Origin of the sequence: Pseudoalteromonas sp. JC3 (assembly GCF_030291895.1) — a bacterium.
Classification (GTDB): domain Bacteria; phylum Pseudomonadota; class Gammaproteobacteria; order Enterobacterales; family Alteromonadaceae; genus Pseudoalteromonas.
On sequence record NZ_CP127855.1, the window covers coordinates 2,149,337 to 2,168,423 of the forward strand.

At 42.7% G+C, this 19,087-nt stretch carries 21 protein-coding genes; 14 read left to right on the top strand and 7 right to left on the bottom strand.

Going from position 1 to position 19,087, the window contains the following annotated elements; translation table 11 throughout:
* The first annotated feature begins 88 nt into the window (after positions 1 to 88).
* The 4 genes from QSH61_RS08945 to QSH61_RS08960 all read left to right on the top strand — a co-directional run bounded on the left by QSH61_RS08945 (position 89) and on the right by QSH61_RS08960 (position 1,867).
* The gene (locus QSH61_RS08945; RefSeq protein WP_099029137.1) at positions 89 to 313 is read left to right on the top strand and encodes a DUF6429 family protein; all 225 of its coding nucleotides are present in this window, start codon (positions 89 to 91) and stop codon (positions 311 to 313) included.
* A gap of 199 nt (positions 314 to 512) precedes the next feature.
* The gene (locus tag QSH61_RS08950; RefSeq protein WP_174168916.1) at positions 513 to 800 is read left to right on the top strand and encodes a type II toxin-antitoxin system RelE/ParE family toxin; all 288 of its coding nucleotides are present in this window, start codon (positions 513 to 515) and stop codon (positions 798 to 800) included.
* Between the two features lie 10 nt (positions 801 to 810).
* Positions 811 to 1,128, top strand: a complete 318-nt coding sequence (locus QSH61_RS08955; RefSeq protein WP_099029135.1) for a HigA family addiction module antitoxin — start codon at positions 811 to 813, stop codon at positions 1,126 to 1,128.
* Between the two features lie 115 nt (positions 1,129 to 1,243).
* Positions 1,244 to 1,867: a DUF5710 domain-containing protein gene (locus tag QSH61_RS08960; RefSeq protein ID WP_206472878.1), complete on the top strand. Its 624-nt coding sequence runs from the start codon at positions 1,244 to 1,246 to the stop codon at positions 1,865 to 1,867.
* 362 nt (positions 1,868 to 2,229) lie between these two features.
* On the opposite strand, the gene QSH61_RS08965 is transcribed toward QSH61_RS08960, so the two are convergent.
* Entirely contained in the window at positions 2,230 to 3,396 is a 1,167-nt protein-coding gene (locus tag QSH61_RS08965; protein ID WP_206472880.1) for a putative manganese transporter, read from the bottom strand.
* A gap of 70 nt (positions 3,397 to 3,466) precedes the next feature.
* Entirely contained in the window at positions 3,467 to 5,092 is a 1,626-nt protein-coding gene (locus QSH61_RS08970) for a M28 family metallopeptidase (RefSeq protein WP_206472881.1), read from the bottom strand.
* A gap of 47 nt (positions 5,093 to 5,139) precedes the next feature.
* Between QSH61_RS08970 and QSH61_RS08975 the strand changes: the two genes are divergently transcribed.
* The 5 genes from QSH61_RS08975 to QSH61_RS08995 all read left to right on the top strand — a co-directional run bounded on the left by QSH61_RS08975 (position 5,140) and on the right by QSH61_RS08995 (position 9,443).
* Positions 5,140 to 5,313 carry a hypothetical protein gene (locus QSH61_RS08975; RefSeq protein WP_206472883.1) on the top strand — a complete coding sequence of 58 codons (174 nt, stop codon included), beginning with the start codon at positions 5,140 to 5,142 and terminating at the stop codon, positions 5,311 to 5,313.
* A gap of 37 nt (positions 5,314 to 5,350) precedes the next feature.
* Entirely contained in the window at positions 5,351 to 6,151 is an 801-nt protein-coding gene (locus QSH61_RS08980; RefSeq protein ID WP_130126383.1) for a DUF3025 domain-containing protein, read from the top strand.
* A 1-nt stretch (position 6,152) separates the two neighbouring features.
* Positions 6,153 to 6,938: an ABC transporter ATP-binding protein gene (locus QSH61_RS08985; RefSeq protein WP_174168911.1), complete on the top strand. Its 786-nt coding sequence runs from the start codon at positions 6,153 to 6,155 to the stop codon at positions 6,936 to 6,938.
* A complete protein-coding gene (locus tag QSH61_RS08990; protein ID WP_102056757.1) occupies positions 6,931 to 8,139 on the top strand; it encodes an ABC transporter permease in 1,209 nt (402 codons plus the stop codon). Before QSH61_RS08985 ends, QSH61_RS08990 begins: the two co-directional genes overlap by 8 nt.
* Positions 8,140 to 8,294: 155 nt before the next feature.
* Positions 8,295 to 9,443: a hypothetical protein gene (locus tag QSH61_RS08995; protein ID WP_206472885.1), complete on the top strand. Its 1,149-nt coding sequence runs from the start codon at positions 8,295 to 8,297 to the stop codon at positions 9,441 to 9,443.
* Between the two features lie 442 nt (positions 9,444 to 9,885).
* On the opposite strand, the gene QSH61_RS09000 is transcribed toward QSH61_RS08995, so the two are convergent.
* The 3 genes from QSH61_RS09000 to tsaA all read right to left on the bottom strand — a co-directional run bounded on the left by QSH61_RS09000 (position 9,886) and on the right by tsaA (position 13,383).
* Positions 9,886 to 10,686 (bottom strand): UDP-2,3-diacylglucosamine diphosphatase, encoded by an 801-nt coding sequence (locus QSH61_RS09000; RefSeq protein ID WP_010604698.1) that lies wholly within the window; start codon positions 10,684 to 10,686, stop codon positions 9,886 to 9,888.
* 130 nt (positions 10,687 to 10,816) lie between these two features.
* Positions 10,817 to 12,544 (bottom strand): proline--tRNA ligase, encoded by a 1,728-nt coding sequence (locus QSH61_RS09005; RefSeq protein ID WP_206472887.1) that lies wholly within the window; start codon positions 12,542 to 12,544, stop codon positions 10,817 to 10,819.
* 131 nt (positions 12,545 to 12,675) lie between these two features.
* Positions 12,676 to 13,383, bottom strand: a complete 708-nt coding sequence (gene tsaA, locus QSH61_RS09010; RefSeq protein ID WP_010604700.1) for a tRNA (N6-threonylcarbamoyladenosine(37)-N6)-methyltransferase TrmO — start codon at positions 13,381 to 13,383, stop codon at positions 12,676 to 12,678.
* Between the two features lie 157 nt (positions 13,384 to 13,540).
* Here tsaA and QSH61_RS09015 point away from each other — a divergent pair, with 157 nt between their 5' ends.
* Together QSH61_RS09015 and QSH61_RS09020 are read left to right on the top strand one after the other, a co-directional pair.
* Positions 13,541 to 13,723, top strand: a complete 183-nt coding sequence (locus QSH61_RS09015) for a hypothetical protein (protein ID WP_102056761.1) — start codon at positions 13,541 to 13,543, stop codon at positions 13,721 to 13,723.
* On the top strand, positions 13,723 to 14,010 hold the full coding sequence (locus QSH61_RS09020; protein ID WP_206472889.1) for a hypothetical protein: 288 nt from the start codon (positions 13,723 to 13,725) through the stop codon (positions 14,008 to 14,010). Before QSH61_RS09015 ends, QSH61_RS09020 begins: the two co-directional genes overlap by 1 nt.
* Positions 14,011 to 14,392: 382 nt before the next feature.
* Here the strand turns inward: QSH61_RS09020 and QSH61_RS09025 are convergent, their stop codons facing one another.
* A complete protein-coding gene (locus QSH61_RS09025) occupies positions 14,393 to 14,872 on the bottom strand; it encodes an acyl-CoA thioesterase (RefSeq protein WP_010372647.1) in 480 nt (159 codons plus the stop codon).
* A gap of 84 nt (positions 14,873 to 14,956) precedes the next feature.
* The gene (locus tag QSH61_RS09030) at positions 14,957 to 16,606 is read right to left on the bottom strand and encodes an electron transfer flavoprotein-ubiquinone oxidoreductase (RefSeq protein ID WP_206472891.1); all 1,650 of its coding nucleotides are present in this window, start codon (positions 16,604 to 16,606) and stop codon (positions 14,957 to 14,959) included.
* A gap of 176 nt (positions 16,607 to 16,782) precedes the next feature.
* Here QSH61_RS09030 and QSH61_RS09035 point away from each other — a divergent pair, with 176 nt between their 5' ends.
* The 3 genes from QSH61_RS09035 (at position 16,783) to fos (ending at position 18,979) form a co-directional block, all read left to right on the top strand.
* Positions 16,783 to 17,535 carry an electron transfer flavoprotein subunit beta/FixA family protein gene (locus tag QSH61_RS09035; RefSeq protein WP_174168906.1) on the top strand — a complete coding sequence of 251 codons (753 nt, stop codon included), beginning with the start codon at positions 16,783 to 16,785 and terminating at the stop codon, positions 17,533 to 17,535.
* Positions 17,532 to 18,458 carry an electron transfer flavoprotein subunit alpha/FixB family protein gene (locus QSH61_RS09040; protein WP_206472893.1) on the top strand — a complete coding sequence of 309 codons (927 nt, stop codon included), beginning with the start codon at positions 17,532 to 17,534 and terminating at the stop codon, positions 18,456 to 18,458. The genes QSH61_RS09035 and QSH61_RS09040 overlap by 4 nt, the downstream gene beginning before the upstream one ends.
* Positions 18,459 to 18,571: 113 nt before the next feature.
* Positions 18,572 to 18,979 carry a fosfomycin resistance glutathione transferase gene (gene fos, locus QSH61_RS09045; protein ID WP_206472895.1) on the top strand — a complete coding sequence of 136 codons (408 nt, stop codon included), beginning with the start codon at positions 18,572 to 18,574 and terminating at the stop codon, positions 18,977 to 18,979.
* Positions 18,980 to 19,087: the final 108 nt, after the last annotated feature.

Consider the following 19,087-nt stretch of genomic DNA (forward strand, 5'->3'; position numbering starts at 1 on the left):
TCAGTTATCGTTTGTTGATTACAAAAACAAATTTGAAACGAGTTATTCTACAGGCTCGTTATATGCCCATCAGGTTTTGGAGTGTTGAATGGATATAGATGAAAATAAAATAGATGAAGCAGCTTTAGCTTTATTACATCTCACCTTGCATGATTATGGCCGAGCTTGGAAACAAATTGACTGGGAAGTTATGAATAGGCTTTATGAAAAAGGTCTAATTTGTGATCCGGTTGGTAAGGCAAAGTCAGTGCAATTGACCGATGAAGGCATTAAGCAATCAGAAGAGTTATTCAAAAAGCTTTTTTCAAAATAGAAGCTATTGGTCATATAACAAAGCAACTTAAAAGCTCGGACAAAAACCAGTTGGCTTTGTTAGTACCTCACAAATTATAGCCAACTAATTTTTGCCGTTTATTTGCGGCGTTATGTACTTTCTTGTCCTTCCAACTTGTGCACATCTCTTTTGTGCGATAGTATTTCACTATAGATGCACAGTAAAACAGTGCGAGGATATGTCAGTAAATTTTAAAGATGATTGGCTTGAAGCATTTTATGAGGAAGATAAGCGTCATCGCTTGATTCCTAAAACTATAGAGAATGCGCTGTATCGAAAGCTTGAAATCCTAGATGCAGCAAAAGCTGAATCAGATCTAAGAGTTCCACCGGGTAATCGGTTTGAACATCTTGAAGGCAATCTGAAAGGTTGGTGTTCGATACGGGTGAATAAACAGTATCGTTTGATTTTTAAGTGGGTTGACGGTGTAGCAGAAGACACCTATTTAGACCCTCATAAGTACTGAGGTTAGGATAATGCGCAGAACTAAACGTCGTCCAGTTGGTGTAGGAGAAATGCTCAAAGTTGAATTCTTGGAGCCAATGGAGATTACATCAAAAACATTAGCAGAAGCTATGGGTGTACATAGGAACACCATCAGTAACTTAATTAATGGTGGTACTCTGACTGCTCCACTTGCAATCAAGCTAGCGGCTGCACTTGGGAATACACCTGAGTTTTGGCTTAACATTCAACATGCTGTGGACTTGTGGGATACACGAAATCGTTATCAAGATGAAGCCAAGCAAGTAAAACCTTTGTTTTCAACGCAAGATATCAAACTACGTACATAACAAAGCGTTTAAGAGCGATTCCATAACGTGTGCCGATTTCGCTTCGCTCAAGCGTAGCAAACGTTATTCCACGCCTTTACGCGGCGTTAGGGCTTATCGAAATAGGTAGCTTTTTATGGATGAAATAACATATTTAGAAGTTCCATTTGAGGATAAAGAGAAAGTAAAGTCGTTGGGCGCTCGTTGGCACTCAGAGAGAAAGAAGTGGTTTGTTCCAAAAGGTTTAGATACGGGACCATTCGAAAATTGGCTACCGATTTATGATGATCATGCATCGCAAAAAGCTATCTCTCCATTTTATCTGCTTCAATCGACAGAGCTTTGCTGGAAGTGCGACAAACCATCTGAAGTCATTACCTTTGCTAGTCATGGCACAATCGACACTGAAAGTGATGAGCGCTCTGAAGGATTAACCAAGTATTTATACGTCAGCTTTATCCCAGAGAGACTGAGAGTATACTTGGATCTACACTTCAAAAGTTATTACTTGGATTATTCCGCAACGACCGATTCATTTTACTACATGAATCATTGTCAACACTGCAAAGCCCCACTAGGTGACTTTTTTATGCATTCTGAACCGGAGGGTGCTTTTTTCCCTATCAGTGCAGAAATGTCAGCCAATATTGCTATTACTAGACTGAAAGAAAGTGGATTTGTAAAAATCTCAGCATCTGAATCATATGGGGTTATTGAGCATATATTGGAAAATGGGCAAATGAAAGAGTTTCAGCCCTAACAGTCTGTATAAGAGTGATTCGCAACGCGTGGCATTTTCGCTATGCGTTGATTTTAGTGATTAAGGTGGCATGCTGAGGCTTTTGTATTGCGTTGCTCACTACTTAAAGCGGCGTTAGCCCATAGAAACTTTTAAGCGAAATTTGCCTAATACAGCCGAAGACCTGAAACATTTTTTGTCCAAAAATAGGTTTATTTAACCGTCCGCTATTCGCTCTTTCGGCAATTAATCAGTTACGAACGGTCAGATTTGGTTGAACTCATAACCCTAAACTGCCAGATCGTGTATGAGCCAGCGCACTAAGTCTTGTTAACACCAGCGCACTGAGCTGCGTCAGAGCATTTCGTCGACGTACTCAAGTATTAAGCCAAGTTAATGTAGTAGAGGCCGTAGCCCACGATAAACGCAGGCACTGCAGAGTAGATAGTGGCAAATAGCGCCGCCCTTGGTGCCAGTGCGATCGCTGGAAATAACGCATCGCCATCGTTAGCAACGGCATTGGCTGCAAGGGCACTAAATGGCACGACACCTTGCAGGTAAAGCGTTGTAACAACAATTTGGGGGCCACAGCCTGGTAATAATCCGACAAGAATGGCCACCAGTGGTGCATATAGCGCATAGTCTTTAAACCAAACCGCGAGATCAAGCCCTAAATACGCAGTAGATAGCTCGTAAAGCAAAAAGCTTGCAACGACCCAAGCGGTCACAAAATGCGTGTCCTGTAGCACTCTAGTGAGTTTTGACGGTGGGTCGCATTCACCTTCTTCACAGGTGATATCTTTATAGCTTACGCCCTTTGAATTAAGTGCCCACACGCAAACAGCAAAAAGACATAATGCTGCACCAAGCCAAGCAATTTCTGTATCAAATGGCGCTAAATCGACGTTAAAAGCAATCGCGAGTGCAATAGCAAGGCTAGGTAGTAAGCACAGCTTCCACACCTTACGGCTTAGACTAAACGCACGGCTCGCGTGTAAGGTTTCTTCTTCGACCTCATTGATGGTCTGCGGGACACAAAAGTCGGGTTGATGAATTAAGTGCACACATAGCCCACTCACGATACCCACACCAACGCCCATCGCAATGATAGTAAGGCCTGTCAGGGGCTCTTTGGCGAGTAGCAAAAACGCAGCATCTCCCATCGTCGCAGTAAGTACTGCGACAACTGAAGCAAAACTCGCTTGTTTTTTGGTAAATTGGGTGACCACGATAATCGCGCCACCACAGCCGGGCAGCGCGCCTAATATTGAGGCCATGGCTATTTCGAGAATAGGGGATTTGGTACTCAGATAACTGAGATTAAGCTGTGGAATTCTGTCAACAAGAAAGTAGTACACGAGCAGGGTAGCGGCAACAAAAACGCTGACTTGAAAGAATGCATCGCTCAGCGCGCTGACCACAATTGGTCTCGCCGTTTCAAATGCCATTAGTACAATAATAACGAGGGGTAAAATCAACCGCTTGTTGAACAACAAACTCACCTTAGCGCCATGTGCTGGTTGAGAGTATCGAAGTAGAGATGAAAACATAAAGTGCAACCCGTGTATTGTCTAAGTTGCACTTTAATTTCATTTTAAATGAAAATCAATATCATTTGCATTATTTTCTTTGGAACTCTGCGGTTGCTTTCCATTTTGGCCAAGCGTCTTGCTCAGAGACATCATAGCCAACTTTAAAGAACAGCTGTAGATCCTGTATCGCCCCACTTAAATCCCACTCTTCACGGTAGCGGTCACACGGCTGATGATAACAACCGCGCAATACTAAACCCATACGTTTACGATAGGTTTCAGTCTCTTCGTCACGTGCTTCAGTTCCACCACCTGCGTACATTGCAGGCACACCCATGTTCGCAAATGCGAAGTGATCAGAGCGATAGTAACCACCAGCGGCAGGACGCGGATCTCCCGAAACGACACGGTCTTGCGCTTTTGCTGCGGTTTCTAGCATTTCATCAAGCTCAGATTTACCAATACCAACTACGCTGATGTCTTTTACTTTACCCAATAAATTTAGGCTATCCATATTGATGTTAGCAACGGTTTTCTCTGCTGGAATAACAGGGTTTGCGGCATAAAATTTTGAGCCTAACAGACCTTGCTCTTCAGCCGTCACAGCCAAAAACGTAATTGAACGGCTAGGGCGAGTTGGCAGTTTAGTAAAGGCTTCAGCTACCTCAATCATACCGCCTGTGCCGCTGGCATTATCATGCGCGCCGTTATAGATCTGATCGCCTTTACGGTTTGGATCGGTACCTAAATGATCCCAGTGTGCTGAGTAGATGATGTGCTCGTCAGACTTTTTGCTACCTGGCAGAGTGGCGATAAAGTTATACGAAGTTGATTTTTTGATGGTGTTTTTGACAGTAACTGACGCGCTTAGGTTGCCCATATCAACGTGGTATGCGCCTTCAGCAGCTTTTTTCTTTGCGGTGTCAAAATCAAGTCCAGCCTTTTGAAATAGCTCTTTAGCAACGTCTACCGTTACCCAACCTTCAACCGCAACGCGGTCCATATTGTTATTTTCTTTTTGGAAGCCAAACTGGGGGCCACTCCAAGAATTTTCTACTACGCTCCAAGGATAAGAAGCCGGCGCTGTTTCGTGAACAATGATCGCACCTGCTGCGCCTTGGCGTGAAGCTTCTTCGTATTTGTACGTCCAACGACCATAATAGGTCATAGCTTCACCGGTAAATTTACCCGAATCAGGATTAGCAAAACCTGGATCGTTTACTAGCATCACCACTGTCTTGCCTTTCACGTCTAGGCCTTCGTAGTCATTCCAGTCGTACTCTGGAGCATTTACGCCATAGCCAACAAAAACCAGCTCTGAATCTTTGATTGATTCGAGTTCGCTGATACGGGCCGAGCCCATCACCATGTCTTTCTTATATTCGTAATTTTTACCACCGATTGTTAACGTCATATTAGGATCGGCTTCAAGCGAAACAAGCGGCACTTCTTGCAAGAAGCTGTTGCCATTGCCAGGCTGATAGCCAAGCGCTTTAAAATGTTTGGTTAAATAGGCAAGCGTTAGCTCTTCACCTTTTGTTGACGGAGCACGGCCGCCAAATTCGTCAGAGGCAAGGGTTTTAATATGGGCTCTGAGTTGAGAATCGTTAATACTATTGTATGCAGTATCGATGTCTTGGGGGCTATTGCTAGTGCTAACACAGCCCGCCAGCACCGCCATAGATAGAGCGCTGAGCGTCAGTTTAAGTTTCATAATTGCCTTTCTTTTACTTGTTAGGAACCCATAAGTAGTAACATAAAATGCGTAAAAGTTCGAGCGGGACAAGACGGCTAGAGGAGATAGAAATTAATGAAACAACCGTTGTGGAACAGATCATTGCATTGTTTTTAATCGCTATCCTCATTTTAGCGTGTGACGCAGCCTGTTACGCTCATTTACAATTGGCTTTTGCCAAGTATCAGGCGCTTCAGTAAAATAGTCGACTAATTGCATGATAAGTATCTCAATCAAATGAAAAAGTTTACAGCGCCTGAGGCGTGGCAGGTTGCATGTTTACATGCTGAGCCATTTTCCCATTTAAATCAGCTTTTTGACTTAAAAAGTCAACAAGACTGGCCAAGCCCCCAGTGGCTGTCTTCTCACGTAAACAGCATTAGCTTGCAACAATATGATACCCGCTTTGTGGCCGATGAAACGATAGACTTTGGCGATAAATACTATGAAGAGATTATCTTTGAAACCCATCAGGTACCGACGCGTAGTCAAAACTGGCACGATTTATTTGGCGCGTTGATTTGGTGTTTATTCCCAAAAACAAAAGCTTTGTTAAATGCCCTACATATCGAAGAAATAGCACAGTTTGGTTTAAAGCAGCGGAGTAAAAAGCGTAACGCGTTAACACTCTTTGATGAGTGTGGTTTGGTGTTGGCAATCGATGATGATAAATGGCGTGATGCCTTTAAATCACACCAATGGCAGAATGTATTTTACGATAATCGTTCAGAATGGCAGCAAAACCTAAAACCTTTCGTATTTGGCCACGCAAACTACGAGATGCTAACCAATCCCTTTATTGGGCTGACGGGAAAACTGGTGTGTATCAATGTTGATGCCGCATTTTGGCAACTTTCACTAAGCGAACAATATCGTTGGTTAGATGATAAATTGGTTGCACTGATCAATGATGGGCTGCTTGAAGACAATACCAAAATGTCACCCATTCCGCTGCTTGGGATCCCAAACTGGCATGAGCCACAAGATTTAGAGTTTTATCAAAATACGGACTATTTCAGGCCGAAAAGAAGGAAATAGCATGATAGCTATCAATGGATTAAAAAAACGCTTCGCCCTGACTCGCGAGCACAAAAAGAAAAAGAGTCAGACGGATCCTCGCGAGCGTGATGGCTTTTTTCACAGTGTAGAAGAGGTTAACCTGCACTGTGGACAAGGCGAAGTACTTGGATTGCTAGGCCCCAATGGGGCGGGAAAAACCACCACTTTGCGTATGCTCTCAACAGCGCTGACGCCGGATGCCGGCACTATCTTAGTGGATGGTCAGGATATTGTGAAAAAGCCTGTTGTTGCACGCAAAGCCATCGGCTTTTTATCAGGGTCAACTGGTTTATATGGACGTCTTACTGCCAAAGAAAATGTTGAATATTTTGCACGACTTCATGGTTTAAAAGGAAAAGCATTAAAAGCGAAATGTGATGAGCTGTTTCAGCGCCTGGAAATGGAAACCTTTTTAGATAAAAGGGCTGAACACCTATCGACCGGTATGAAACAAAAGACCAATATTGCACGGGCGGTGGTACACAATCCTAAAGTCGTCGTATTAGACGAGCCAACGACGGGTCTTGATATTATGACCACACAAACGGTTATCTCTTTTATTCGCGACCTCAAAGCGCGTGGTACACCCGTTATATTTTCTACCCATCACTTAGATGAAGTTGCATTATTGTGCGATAGGGTGTCTGTTATCGATAAAGGGATCACCTGTTTTGATGGCAGTTTGGCTGAGTTTAAAGTGAAGGGGCAAAGTGAAGAGCTAAATCAAGCATTTTTAAATTTGTTAACGGGAGCACAGCATGTTTGAGGTATTTTTAAAAGAAATTAGAGAGCTGCTGCGCGACCGCAAAACACTGTTTTTTGTGATTGCACTGCCGATGTTGGTATTTCCCGTGATTATGGCTTTAGTCGGCTTTATGGCTTCACAAGCCGCCATGGAAGCGAAGCAAGAAGTTCATACGTATTACATCGCAAATGAAGCCTATGCTGAAAAGTTCTCTGAGCAGGTTTTTTATCATAAAAGTTTTAAGAAATATGCAGGTGAGCTCAAGCTTGATAGCGTCGAAGCATTGAGTGATGCGGTACGAAGTGGCGTGATCGATGTTGGGATTTTTATTCCATCCGATCCGGTTGAAAATCTAGAGTCTGGCGTAAAAAGTGAATGGAAAATCGTGTTTAACGATGCGCAATCTATCAACTTTATTTACGACCGCTTGTCTAAACTTGCTAAGAAGTTTTCTGATGAACTCAGAGCGGTGAAGTTAACCTCACTGGGATTGTCGCAAGCGGAGCAAGCGGCAGTGCTCCAACCCATATCGATTACTAAAGTGGATACTGCTGACAAACGCGAAAATTTAGGCGAGAAGTTAGGTGCGTTTATCCCTTACATGTTAATTCCGTTGGTATTGATGGGGGCGAGCTATCCAGCTATTGATTTAGGCGCTGGAGAGAAAGAGCGTGGCACTTTAGAGACGCTGTTATTAACACCAATCTCACGCACGGAGCTGGTGTTAGGTAAATTTTTAACCGTATTGAGCAGTTCAATATTCTGTGCGCTTATCACGGTTTCCAGCATGGCACTGTGGATAGGAATTGCCAGTAGCTTCGTCGAGCTAGACGTAATTAAAAACGCCTTCTCGTCGGTTGCATTATTAGACTTTGTCTTGATTTTTGCACTGTTGCTTCCTGTTGCTGTGATGCTTTCGTCGCTAACACTTGCCATCTCAATTTACGCCAGAACCTTTAAAGAAGCACAAAACTACATGGGACCACTTAGCATGGGGATCTTCATTCCCATTGTGATGTCTTTAATGCCAAATATGGAGTTAACCGCAAAAACCGCATTGATCCCAATTACCAATGTGGCATTAGCGATTAAAGAAATCATCAAGGGCACGGTTGATTATGGCTACGTTGCGTTAATTTTTGGCGCTTCTGCCGTTTTAGCAGCAGGGTTACTCGTGTGCTGCGTTAAATGGTTTAATAAAGAAACTGTTTTGTTTAGGTAAAGCTTCAGTTAGGCGTGAGTCATTGAGAATTGTGGCGTTTTTCTGTACGATAAACGCCTTATTCAGCGCTTAACTTTTTGTAATTTAGTCTTCTACCTGTTTAGGTAGCTTGTGCAAGTAGTAGGTTTCAATATTAGTCACTCAAGGAATGTAGGATGACACCAACCACGGTACTTAAGTCAGTCAGTGAATCAGTTACTAACGGCATAGCTATTTTATTCTTTTTATCGTCGGTGTTGCACTTAGTCGGGTCAAGTTTTTTGGAAGCTCCGATCTACTTAGTGATTTCATTGTTACTATTTTCATACCGTAATCGTTTAATGTTTGACCCTGCACAAAAGCAGTTTGTTATCACTAAACAACTATCGTTATTGAATATAAATATTCGGCGAATAGACGAGTGTGTGATACCGCTTTCAACCGTGACTGATGTATCTTCGGGTTGTAACAAGCAACTCAATTATATTGGTATAAGTTATCTTTCAGAAAGTGAGGAGCCTGCGGTCTATTCATTTTCGTGTTTACGGCAAGCTGATAAACTCAATGCACTTTTGTCTGCATCAGCTCTTGACCATAACGTTCAACCAACGGCGGGCGCGGATGCAGATAGAAGATCAGCTACGAGCTCAACTCCCACTAGCCTTGCAAGATTATTTCCTTTATTTATGAATCGCAATCGCGATATTGAAGCGCGATTCTCCGTGTTACGATGTGCACTACCGACGCCTAAGCATAAGCGGCATATTGTTTGGATGGTGGTAGGGGCTTTTGCTCTAATGACCAGCTTTATTCTTTACTCGTCACAAAATTACATAGCTGGTTTGGTATTTTTGGTGCTCACGTACTTGAGCTATTGGTTGACGTCATTATTTATCAGTAATAAACACTATTTTGTCTATCACTCACCCTGTAACCAAATTAAGGTTGAGGAAGATAGTTTGCTGCTACCTGCGTTACTATTTACAGATAAACAAGCACGAGAGGTAAAAAAGGATGAAGTTAACGATATTAAGGTACACTGGAATACGTTTACAGTCAGCGATTTAGATAGGTTAACCTCTTCGACTCGTCGTAACCATATTGTTGATTTGGTCTTTGATACTGAGTATGGTGCGACGGTTTCACTCTCTGGCATGAGCGTAGAAGCCGAGCCACTCTTACTTGCGTTAACGCATTGGCAATATCCTTTGTCTATTGAACGAACGGATAAAGCGGTGTTCCCAATGGTGAGGCACTTTCAATATGGTATTCTAGTATTTATTATCGGTATTATTGTCTGGGCAATGACCACATTTGTGATATAACACACCTGACAAAAGCGGCGATTCTACCAGAATATCGGTATGCTAGTGGCAATAGTATTTTTAATCTATCGCTATCCAGAAATTATTGAACAACCCGTTTTATACCAGTTGTATTAAGTAAATGATCTATCTTGAAGCGGGGAAATAGCTTTAGTAGCACCGCTCTCGCGTCCTGCTACCGCTAAGGTACCTATCTCCATATAGGCAAGGCAAAAATTTTGCTATTTAGTTGTTCTAAATGAGAAATTTTTAACGAAGCTAATATGCTATTTCACCCTTCAAATTGATTAGAGAATTAATTCAATTGGTATTATACATCTTTTTGATTTTAATGATGCGCTTAAGCGCAGAGGCATACGTGCAAAACAAGCGTATCAATAAGCGCATTGACTTACTGCATAAGCTATTAAAAGAAGAATGACTGGAAGAACTGAAGCCGCTATTAAGCGGCTTCAACATTATCGGTTTTAACATTGTCAATTTCAACTACGTTGAGTACAGATTGTACATCTGACCAATGCAGCAATTCGATACGACCTTCTTGGTTTTCAACCAATGCCGTGCAGTTTTCTATCCAATCACCATCGTTGCAGTACACAATACCATCTACGACACGGATCTCTGGTTGGTGGATATGCCCGCAGATAATACCGTCGACACCTTGTTTCTTCGCTTCATGAATTGCTGCGTTCTCGAATGCGGCAATGGCCTCTCTGGCTTTATGCACGCGCTTTTTCAGCCAAGATGCAAGCGACCAATAATGACCACCATATAAACGTCTTACGCGATTGGTCCAGCGATTTAAGAAGAGTAGAAAATCATAAGCGGCATCCCCAATGATACTGATCAGTTTGTTATATCTTGTTGCCGAGTCAAAATCATCACCGTGTAATAATAAAAACCGCTTACCTGCGGAAGTGGTATGAATAAAGGTTTTATGCACTTCGACTTTAAAAAGCGTTTGCCCAACATAGTTTCTGAAGGTTTCGTCGTGATTACCCGGTATGTAGATAACGCGTGTACCAGATCCCGCTTTTTTTTGTATGCATTCTAATACCTGATAGTGGGATGGATCCCAAAAAAACTGGCGTTTCATTGACCATAGATCAACAATATCACCAACCAGATAGAGTACATCACATTCGGTTTTGTTGAGAAAATCTAGCAAGAACTTTGCTTTACAGTCCTTGTAGCCCAAGTGTACGTCTGAGATCCAAATACTCGGATAGTATGTTGTTTTCATGGCTTGGCTCTTTAGCGTAATAATGACAATGCTAAGAGGCAAAGATGACAGTGGCGGGGCAGTTAGGAGAAGCTAATATGACAAAAGAGCATACATCTGTATGCTCTTTTGTCATGCAATTTACGTAGGTTTATTTACTTCTAATTGCATTAACGATTGTTTCAACCGCAGATCCAATATCCAGCATCAGTTTTTCGCCAGTTTGACGATTTTTCAGCTCAACCTTATTTTCATCAAGATTACGCTCGCCAATCACTAGGGTATAAGGAACACCGATAAGTTCCATATCGTTAAACATAACCCCCGGACGCTCTTTACGGTCGTCGAATAACACATCAATTCCCGCATTTTGTAGATCTGTGTAGAACTTTTCTGCGATCTCTGGGATACGGTGAGACTTATGCATATTCATTGGCACGATTGCCAACTCAAATGGCGCAATAGCAACAGGCCATTTGATACCGTAATCATCGTTATTTTGCTCGATTGCTGCGGCAACGATACGAGAAACACCAATACCATAACAACCCATGGTTAATGTTTGGTTTTTCCCTTCTTCGCCAAGTACACCAGCTTTCATCGTTTCAGAGTACTTAGTACCAAGTTGGAACACGTGACCTACTTCGATACCACGTTTGATAAGGATTTTACCTTTACCACAAGGGCTTGGATCGCCTTCAACCACGTTACGGATATCTTCAACAGTATAAGCGCTTACGTCTCTGTCCCAGTTGATCCCACTATAGTGAACACCATCTTTGTTTGCACCGGCAACAAAATCAGCCATGATAGCTGCGCTACGGTCGACAATGATAGGCATTGAAAGACCGACAGGTCCCAAAGAGCCTGGTTTTGCACCAATAGCGTTAACAATGTCTTCTTCGCTTGCCATCTCGAGCGGTGAATCCACTAGTGCCAATTTCTCAGCTTTAAGCTCATTTAAGTCATGATCGCCACGAACGATAAGCGCGACAAGCCCACGTTTACCGTCTTCGTCTGGTGCGCCATACACGATGAGTGTTTTCACACCACGGTGTGGTTTAACGCCGTGTTTTGCTTTTAGTTCAGCGATGGTGAAAGCTTCTGGCGTGTCAAACGTATTAAGTTCTTTACTTGGCGCTGGGCGAGTTTCAGTTGGTGCAAGTGCTTCTGCCTTTTCAATGTTTGCAGCGTAGTCACTTTCATCACTGAATGCGATTGCATCTTCACCAGACTCTGCAAGTACATGGAACTCATGCGATAGGTTGCCGCCAATTGAACCACTGTCAGCAATAACAGGACGGTAGTCAACGCCTAAACGATCAAAAATGTTGCAGTAAGCTTGGAACATCTTGTGATACGTTTTTTCAAGGCACTCATCAGTCATGTGGAATGAATAGGCATCCTTCATGGTGAATTCACGCGCGCGCATCACACCAAAACGTGGACGAACTTCGTCACGTACTTTCGTACTGACTTGATAAAGTGTGATCGGCAGTTGCTTATAGCTGTTGATTTCGCGACGTACAAGATCAGTGATCACTTCTTCATGCGTTGGACCAAGTGCAAATGGACGGCCATGACGGTCATTAATACGAAGTAGTTCGGGACCAAACTGTTCCCAACGGCCTGACTCTTCCCATAGCTCTGCAGGCTGGATCACTGGCATTAGCAGCTCAATCGCTCCCGCTTTGTCCATTTCTTCACGGACAATTCTCTCTACTTTGCGGAAAACTTTTAGGCCTGATGGTAGCCAAGTATAAAGACCTGAAGCCAATTTACGGATCATACCCGCTCTAAGCATTAGCTGGTGGCTTACCACCTCTGCATCAGACGGCGTCTCTTTTAGAGTCGCTAATATATATTCACTCGTACGCATTCTTATTCCAGTATAAGTTACTTATTGTTCTCTTATTGGCGGCTATTCTAGCAGTGCAGTAGCCGCTTAAAAAGCTTTAATACCTAAACATCTTCATAATTTATAAGTTTATTGGCAAGCCGCTGAATTTGCTATTTTGCTAACGATATTTCAGTGACATGGTTATGCTCACCATCCACAGTCCAGCGAATATTAAAATCATACAAACTCATACCATAGTCCTGCTGTGATGTGCGTTTCTTTTTATAAGCCGGACGAGGGTCCTGCTTCAGTACATTGGTAATGAACTGTCGAAGTTCAGGATAGTTTTTCTGTTTTTCGATAAAAATGTTGGCCTCGTCTGAGAAACTAACAGACATTTGCGTTTCTGGCCGAGTATCAGCAAAGCCAGCCGTGGCATCCACCAAGGCATCTGAATAGGGAAGGTACGGCTTAATATCAATGATTGGTGTACCGTCCAATAAATCTACGCCGGAGAGCAATAGATCCAGCTGACCATTTTTATACTCTACGCCCTCGAGCTTTACTGCACTCATGCCAATCCCATTGGGTCGAAAAGTCGCTCTAGTCGCAAACACGCCTTTACGTTCATTGCCACCGAGTCTCGGAGGACGTACAAGTGCGGAGTAACCTTTATCAGCGGTTTCATGAAAACGAAACAACAACCATATATGCGTGAACGCTTCAATACCACGAACAAATTCTTCGCGATTGAATTCACCAACAAATCTAAGCTTGGCTTTTGCCTCTGGGACAAGCCTTGGTTGTCTCGGTATAGCGAACTTCTGTTTATAAGGAGATTGGATAAAGCCGATGGGCTCGATAGTGATTTGTTCCACTATGGTCTCTGTTTTAATTAAGATGAGCGAAGTTTACTATTGATCCTGACTTTCACAAAACCCTGCTCGTAATTAGCCCTGTAATGTCATGTAATTTATCTATTCAGATTTTTCGCATAACCTTGTAAATAATGGAATTGCTGGTGGAAGTCGCAACATGAATCGGCACACTTTTTCGCCCCAAAATGGCTTACGTTCGAGTTTACGCACAGATAACGAACAAATTATTGGTACTCGAGCGTACGAGTACAAGCAATTGGTAGAAGATATAAAGCCAATTCAAGGTTTACGAGAAAAATTACAAGCATTTAATCGCCTGAAACGAGATGAGTGTAAATAATGGAGTTTCATAGAAAGGTTGACCAAAGTTGTCAAGAAGTGCTCTGTAAATCATCCCCTTTAAAGCCTATTTTGATCCGCGCTATATCGGAGCGTAGAGCTGCATTGCAAGCAATAATTAATGATTTAACAGAAGGGGTAGTAAGTCCAACTAAAATGGATATACTGCTCAGTCAAGAGGCTGAAAAAGTAAGCTTACAATTATTAAAAGAAGGTAATTTAAGCAAACGCGATGCGCTAGCTGCTAGTGAAAAAGTTATTTTTTCTCTTGCAAGAAACCTTTTGTGAAATTGCTATTTAACTTAAAGTTTGAATAAGTAATGTTCTTTGTTGGATAAGCTTTTAAATGTAAAATTGGATTAAATCGCTAGTTCAATGGTACTTAGTTTCAGCAGCTTTAGTATCTCTGCATAGAGCGAATCCAATTTGCACTTGTCAACATTGTTAATGCTGGTCCACTTGCAAGAAATCCGTCCAAATGCCCCGAAGTTCGTCATTGTAACCAGTTCTCACAATTTAAATTTGCTGAAAATATGCAGTGGCATATATCGAAAAGTTGGGGTGAGTGTAATGTCGTGGTTTTTGGTGAGCCGAATAGCGCCTTTAAACTGCTAGAAGTTCAATCGTAGTTGAACTTCTACACTTTAATTTTTGTTATCAAACCTTCATGTTATTTACTATCGGACAAGGTTTCTTCTAATAGCGATTCGGTCTGGATCGCTATTTCCTTCATTTTCACCGCATAGGCTTCTAATTTTTTCTCCTCTTCGGTTTTCGCTTTAAACTGAGGAATTTGAATTGGATACCCAGCTTGGTCCATGGCGATAAAGCTGATAATACAGTGATTGGTTTCGACAAGTCGTTGCGTTTTTGGATCACCACAGCGCACCTGAATAAAAATCTGCATACTGGTGTTCCCGGTATGGGCAATGCGCGCGGAAACCTCAACAATCTGACCCACAAGAATCGGACGGTGGAAACGCATGCCCGCAACTGAAACGGTAACGCAATAGCTGCCGCTCCAACCCGCGGCGCAAGCATACCCAGCTTGATCAATCCATTTCATGACCATACCACCGTGTACTTTACCGCCAAAGTTGACGTCGGTGGGCTCTGCTAAAAATCGAAAGGTGACGGATTGTTGTGGCATAGGCTCAGCTCTATTTTTAAAAATATACGCTAAGTATAGGAAAGAAAGGGGCATTTCGCCCCCGCAATTTAGGATTTATTGATATTACATGTTTGGATAGTTCGGACCACCAGCCCCTTCTGGGGTGACCCAGGTAATATTTTGGCTCGGATCTTTAATATCGCAGGTTTTGCAATGAATACAGTTTTGCGAATTGATAACAAACTGCTTCTCACCTTGCTCGTTTTCGTTTACTTCATACACGCCTGCAGGGCAGTAGCGCTGCGCAGGCTCATCAAACTTAGCTAAATTCACTTTGATTGGTATTTCAGAATCTTTTAACTGTAAATGACATGGTTGCACTTCTTCATGATTGGTATTCGATAAAAATACGGAAGAAAGTTTGTCAAAACTTAATTTACCATCCGGCTTTCGGTAACTTATAGTTTGCGATTCAGATGCAAGCTTAAGCTGTGCGTGATCCTGATGTTCGTCCTTAATAGTAAATGGTAGCGAACCTGAGAAAATGTTTTGGTCGATCATATTGTAGGCGCCACCCATAATACGACCTAACTTATGCATTGCTGGGCCAAAGTTACGAGATTGATAAAGCTCATCATAAAGCCAACTTGCCTTAAATTTGTCGGCAAAACTTACCAAGTCTGACGGAGCGCTTTCTTGGCCTAATGCCTCAATGATGGCATCGGCTGCAAGCATACCTGACTTCATTGCAGTATGGTTGCCTTTAATTTTGGCAAAGTTGAGGGTACCTGCGTCACAGCCAATCAGTAAACCACCTGGGAAATGCATTTTAGGTAGGCTGTGAAAGCCACCTTTGGCGATTGCTCGAGCACCATAGGCAATGCGCTCACCACCTTCAAGTACACTCGCAAAGGTGTCGTGATGCTTCATACGCTGAAACTCATCAAATGGACTTAGGTGTGGATTAGTGTAATTTAAGTCGATGATTAACCCGACCACGACTTGATTGTTTTCAGCATGATACATAAATGAACCGCCATGGGTATCATTGTCGAGTGGCCAACCTGTGCCGTGTACAACAAGACCTTCTTTATGCTTGCTTGGGTCTACTTGCCAAATTTCCTTAAAGCCGATGCCATAGTGTTGAGGGGAAGCGTCTTTATCCAGTTTAAATTCAGCTATAAGTTGTTTGCCTAAGTGGCCACGGCAACCTTCAGCAAATACGGTATATTTCGCTCTAAGCTCCATTCCAGGCATGTAGCTGTCTTTAGGCTGGCCATCTCTATCTAGGCCCATATCACCGGTAATAATACCTTTAACTTGTTGCTCTTCTATTATTAGAGAGTGGGCGCTAAAGCCTGGGAAAATTTCAATGCCAAGTTGTTCTGCTTGTTCAGCGAGCCAACGGCAAACATTACCCATAGAAACAATATAGTTGCCGTCATTTTTAAATGTTTTTGGTACCACTAGATGAGGCAGTTTGGTGGCATTGATTTCATTTTTGAATAAATAAATGTCGTCACCCGTCACTTTTGTTGTCACGGGAGCGCCTTTTGCAGCCCAATCAGGGATAAGTTCGTCTAGTGCTTTGGTTTCAAACACTGCACCTGACAAGACATGTGCACCTACTTCAGAGCCTTTTTCGACTACACAAATCATTAATTCTTGTTGTTTTTCTTGAGCCTGTTGAGCGAGTCGGATAGCGCAAGACAGGCCCGCAGGACCTGCACCAACTATCACAACATCAAACTCCATGGTTTCACGTTCGACCATTATTAACCTCACACTATTTGACGGTAGATTAACTAAAGAGAGGCTTTAGTTTGATTTTCGTTAAACTAAGGTTATTTGAGGTTGACGTTTACGTCAACAGGAAGTAGTCTGAAACCAATAAAATAATTTGTTGACGTAGACGTCAGCTTAGAGAATAACCAGATGATGGAGTAACCATGAAAGTACTTGTGCCAATCAAACGCGTGATTGATTACAACGTAAAGGCAAGAGTCAAATCTGACAACAGTGATGTTGATTTGAGCAATGTCAAAATGGCGATCAACCCATTTTGTGAAATCGCGGTAGAAGAGGCGGTTCGTTTAAAAGAAGCGGGCACCGCAACGGAAGTTATTGCCGTATCAATTGGCGATAAAGCTTGTCAAGAGCAGCTAAGAACGGCGCTTGCACTAGGTGCAGATAAAGCAGTTCACATTGAAACAGACGCAAAGCTTGAATCTCTGCACATTGCAAAACTACTGGCTAAGGTAGTGGAGCAAGAAAGTCCAGAGCTGGTCATTCTAGGTAAACAGTCTATCGATTCTGATAATAACCAAACAGGACAAATGCTAGCGGCGTTAACTAAGCGTGCTCAGGGCACTTTTGCCTCTAAAGTTGTAGTTGAAGGCGATAAAGTACAAGTGACGCGTGAAGTTGATGGCGGTTTGCAAACGGTGTCGCTATCACTTCCAGCGATCGTGACAACAGACTTGCGTTTGAATGAGCCTCGTTATGCTTCACTGCCAAATATCATGAAAGCTAAGCGTAAACCACTAGACGTAATCGCAGCGGATTCGTTAGGCGTTGATTTAGCTCCTCGTATTGAATTGGTGAAAGTTGAAGAGCCAGCTAAGCGCTCTGGTGGCGTGATGGTTGAGAGCGTTGAAGAGTTAGTAAACAAGTTAAAAACAGAAGCAAAGGTGATCTCATGAGCGTATTAGTTATTGCTGAGCACGAAAATGGTGTATTGAAACCTGAAACCGCTAAGGTGGTTGCTGCTGCAACAAAAATAGCAAGCGACATCACCGTATTAGTTGCAGGTCACAACATCGCTGAGGCTGCCAATCACTCTGCACAGATCGCTGGTGTAAAAAAGGTGGTTGCTGTTGATGATGCTTCATTCGAACATCAGTTGGCAGAAAACACATCTGAGCTAGTTGTTGAATTAGCAAGTGACTTTTCACACATTTTGTTTTCAGCGTCTACCACAGGTAAAAATATCGCGCCACGTGTCGCGGCGTTACTCGACAAATCACAGATCTCAGAAATTATCGATGTGATTGATGCAGACACCTTTAAGCGTCCAATTTATGCGGGTAATGCAATTGCGACTGTAAAATCATTAGACTCACAAAAAGTTATCACTGTGCGTGCATCAGCATTTGATGCCGTAGAGACTCAAGCAGCATGTGACATTGAGGATCGCTCGCAAAGTATTGCCTCTCAAGTGAGTGAGTTTGTGAGCATTGTACAAACTGAATCTGAGCGCCCTGAATTAACTGCCGCACCGGTTGTTATTTCAGGTGGCCGTGGTATGCAAAACGGTGAAAACTTTGCCTTGCTAAATGGTATTGCTGACAAACTAGGGGCCGCAATTGGTGCATCGCGTGCTGCTGTTGACGCGGGCTTTGTGCCTAACGATATGCAGGTGGGCCAAACCGGTAAGATTGTGGCGCCTAACTTATATATTGCAGTTGGGATCAGCGGCGCAATTCAACACCTTGCGGGTATGAAGGATTCTAAGGTCATTGTCGCTATCAACAAAGATCCAGAAGCCCCGATTTTCCAAGTGGCTGATTATGGCCTTGTTGCGGATCTATTTGATGCGTTACCAGAGCTTGAACAGGCACTGTAACGCTTCTTTTTGTAGCTAGCCTACATCAAGAAAAATAATTCTGGTTGTTAAAGCCGTTGTACCTTTGGTCGCGGCTTTTTTCGTGTCTGGGATAAAAAGCGGTAGGAATAAATATGTTATCAGGATTAAATCACATCACAATAGCGGTATCTAACCTAAATACGTCACTGGATTTTTACTGCGGTTTGCTAGGGTTTGAGCTTTGGGTAACTTGGGACAAAGGGGCATATTTAACGCTTGGTGAGGTATGGCTTTGCTTATCTTTAGGTGAGGTATCTCCAAGCTCAGATTACAGTCATGTAGCGTTCAATATTGCTGCCGAAGACTTTACAACTTTTTCTAAAACATTATTGGAAAACGGGGTTGGCGTATGGCAGCAAAATAGCAGTGAAGGAGACTCACTCTATATTTATGACCCCGATCATCATAAACTTGAGATCCATAGTGGTAGTTTGCAAAGTCGGTTAAAAAGTTTGCAGCAGCAACCTTATTCAGGCCTCACTTGGTATAAAAAATTATAATTTCAATTACGAGAGTTAATTATCTCGTCGTTTAAATTGGTGCTTATATTATTCTGGTAAACAAGTAGGGCGCAATGACTTGCTCGGAAGCGCCCAAACCATATTTAA

Excerpts from the sequence above, each read along its gene's own strand:
- QSH61_RS08945 (WP_099029137.1), top strand. The coding sequence starts at position 89 with ATGGATATAGATGAAAATAAAATAGATGAAGCAGCTTTAGCTTTATTA.
- QSH61_RS08950 (WP_174168916.1), top strand. The coding sequence starts at position 513 with ATGTCAGTAAATTTTAAAGATGATTGGCTTGAAGCATTTTATGAGGAA.
- QSH61_RS08955 (WP_099029135.1), top strand. The coding sequence starts at position 811 with ATGCGCAGAACTAAACGTCGTCCAGTTGGTGTAGGAGAAATGCTCAAA.
- QSH61_RS08960 (WP_206472878.1), top strand. The coding sequence starts at position 1,244 with ATGGATGAAATAACATATTTAGAAGTTCCATTTGAGGATAAAGAGAAA.
- QSH61_RS08965 (WP_206472880.1), bottom strand. The coding sequence starts at position 3,396 with ATGTTTTCATCTCTACTTCGATACTCTCAACCAGCACATGGCGCTAAG.
- QSH61_RS08970 (WP_206472881.1), bottom strand. The coding sequence starts at position 5,092 with ATGAAACTTAAACTGACGCTCAGCGCTCTATCTATGGCGGTGCTGGCG.
- QSH61_RS08975 (WP_206472883.1), top strand. The coding sequence starts at position 5,140 with ATGCGTAAAAGTTCGAGCGGGACAAGACGGCTAGAGGAGATAGAAATT.
- QSH61_RS08980 (WP_130126383.1), top strand. The coding sequence starts at position 5,351 with ATGAAAAAGTTTACAGCGCCTGAGGCGTGGCAGGTTGCATGTTTACAT.
- QSH61_RS08985 (WP_174168911.1), top strand. The coding sequence starts at position 6,153 with ATGATAGCTATCAATGGATTAAAAAAACGCTTCGCCCTGACTCGCGAG.
- QSH61_RS08990 (WP_102056757.1), top strand. The coding sequence starts at position 6,931 with ATGTTTGAGGTATTTTTAAAAGAAATTAGAGAGCTGCTGCGCGACCGC.
- QSH61_RS08995 (WP_206472885.1), top strand. The coding sequence starts at position 8,295 with ATGACACCAACCACGGTACTTAAGTCAGTCAGTGAATCAGTTACTAAC.
- QSH61_RS09000 (WP_010604698.1), bottom strand. The coding sequence starts at position 10,686 with ATGAAAACAACATACTATCCGAGTATTTGGATCTCAGACGTACACTTG.
- QSH61_RS09005 (WP_206472887.1), bottom strand. The coding sequence starts at position 12,544 with ATGCGTACGAGTGAATATATATTAGCGACTCTAAAAGAGACGCCGTCT.
- QSH61_RS09015 (WP_102056761.1), top strand. The coding sequence starts at position 13,541 with ATGAATCGGCACACTTTTTCGCCCCAAAATGGCTTACGTTCGAGTTTA.
- QSH61_RS09020 (WP_206472889.1), top strand. The coding sequence starts at position 13,723 with ATGGAGTTTCATAGAAAGGTTGACCAAAGTTGTCAAGAAGTGCTCTGT.
- QSH61_RS09025 (WP_010372647.1), bottom strand. The coding sequence starts at position 14,872 with ATGCCACAACAATCCGTCACCTTTCGATTTTTAGCAGAGCCCACCGAC.
- QSH61_RS09030 (WP_206472891.1), bottom strand. The coding sequence starts at position 16,606 with ATGGTCGAACGTGAAACCATGGAGTTTGATGTTGTGATAGTTGGTGCA.
- QSH61_RS09035 (WP_174168906.1), top strand. The coding sequence starts at position 16,783 with ATGAAAGTACTTGTGCCAATCAAACGCGTGATTGATTACAACGTAAAG.
- QSH61_RS09040 (WP_206472893.1), top strand. The coding sequence starts at position 17,532 with ATGAGCGTATTAGTTATTGCTGAGCACGAAAATGGTGTATTGAAACCT.
- fos (WP_206472895.1), top strand. The coding sequence starts at position 18,572 with ATGTTATCAGGATTAAATCACATCACAATAGCGGTATCTAACCTAAAT.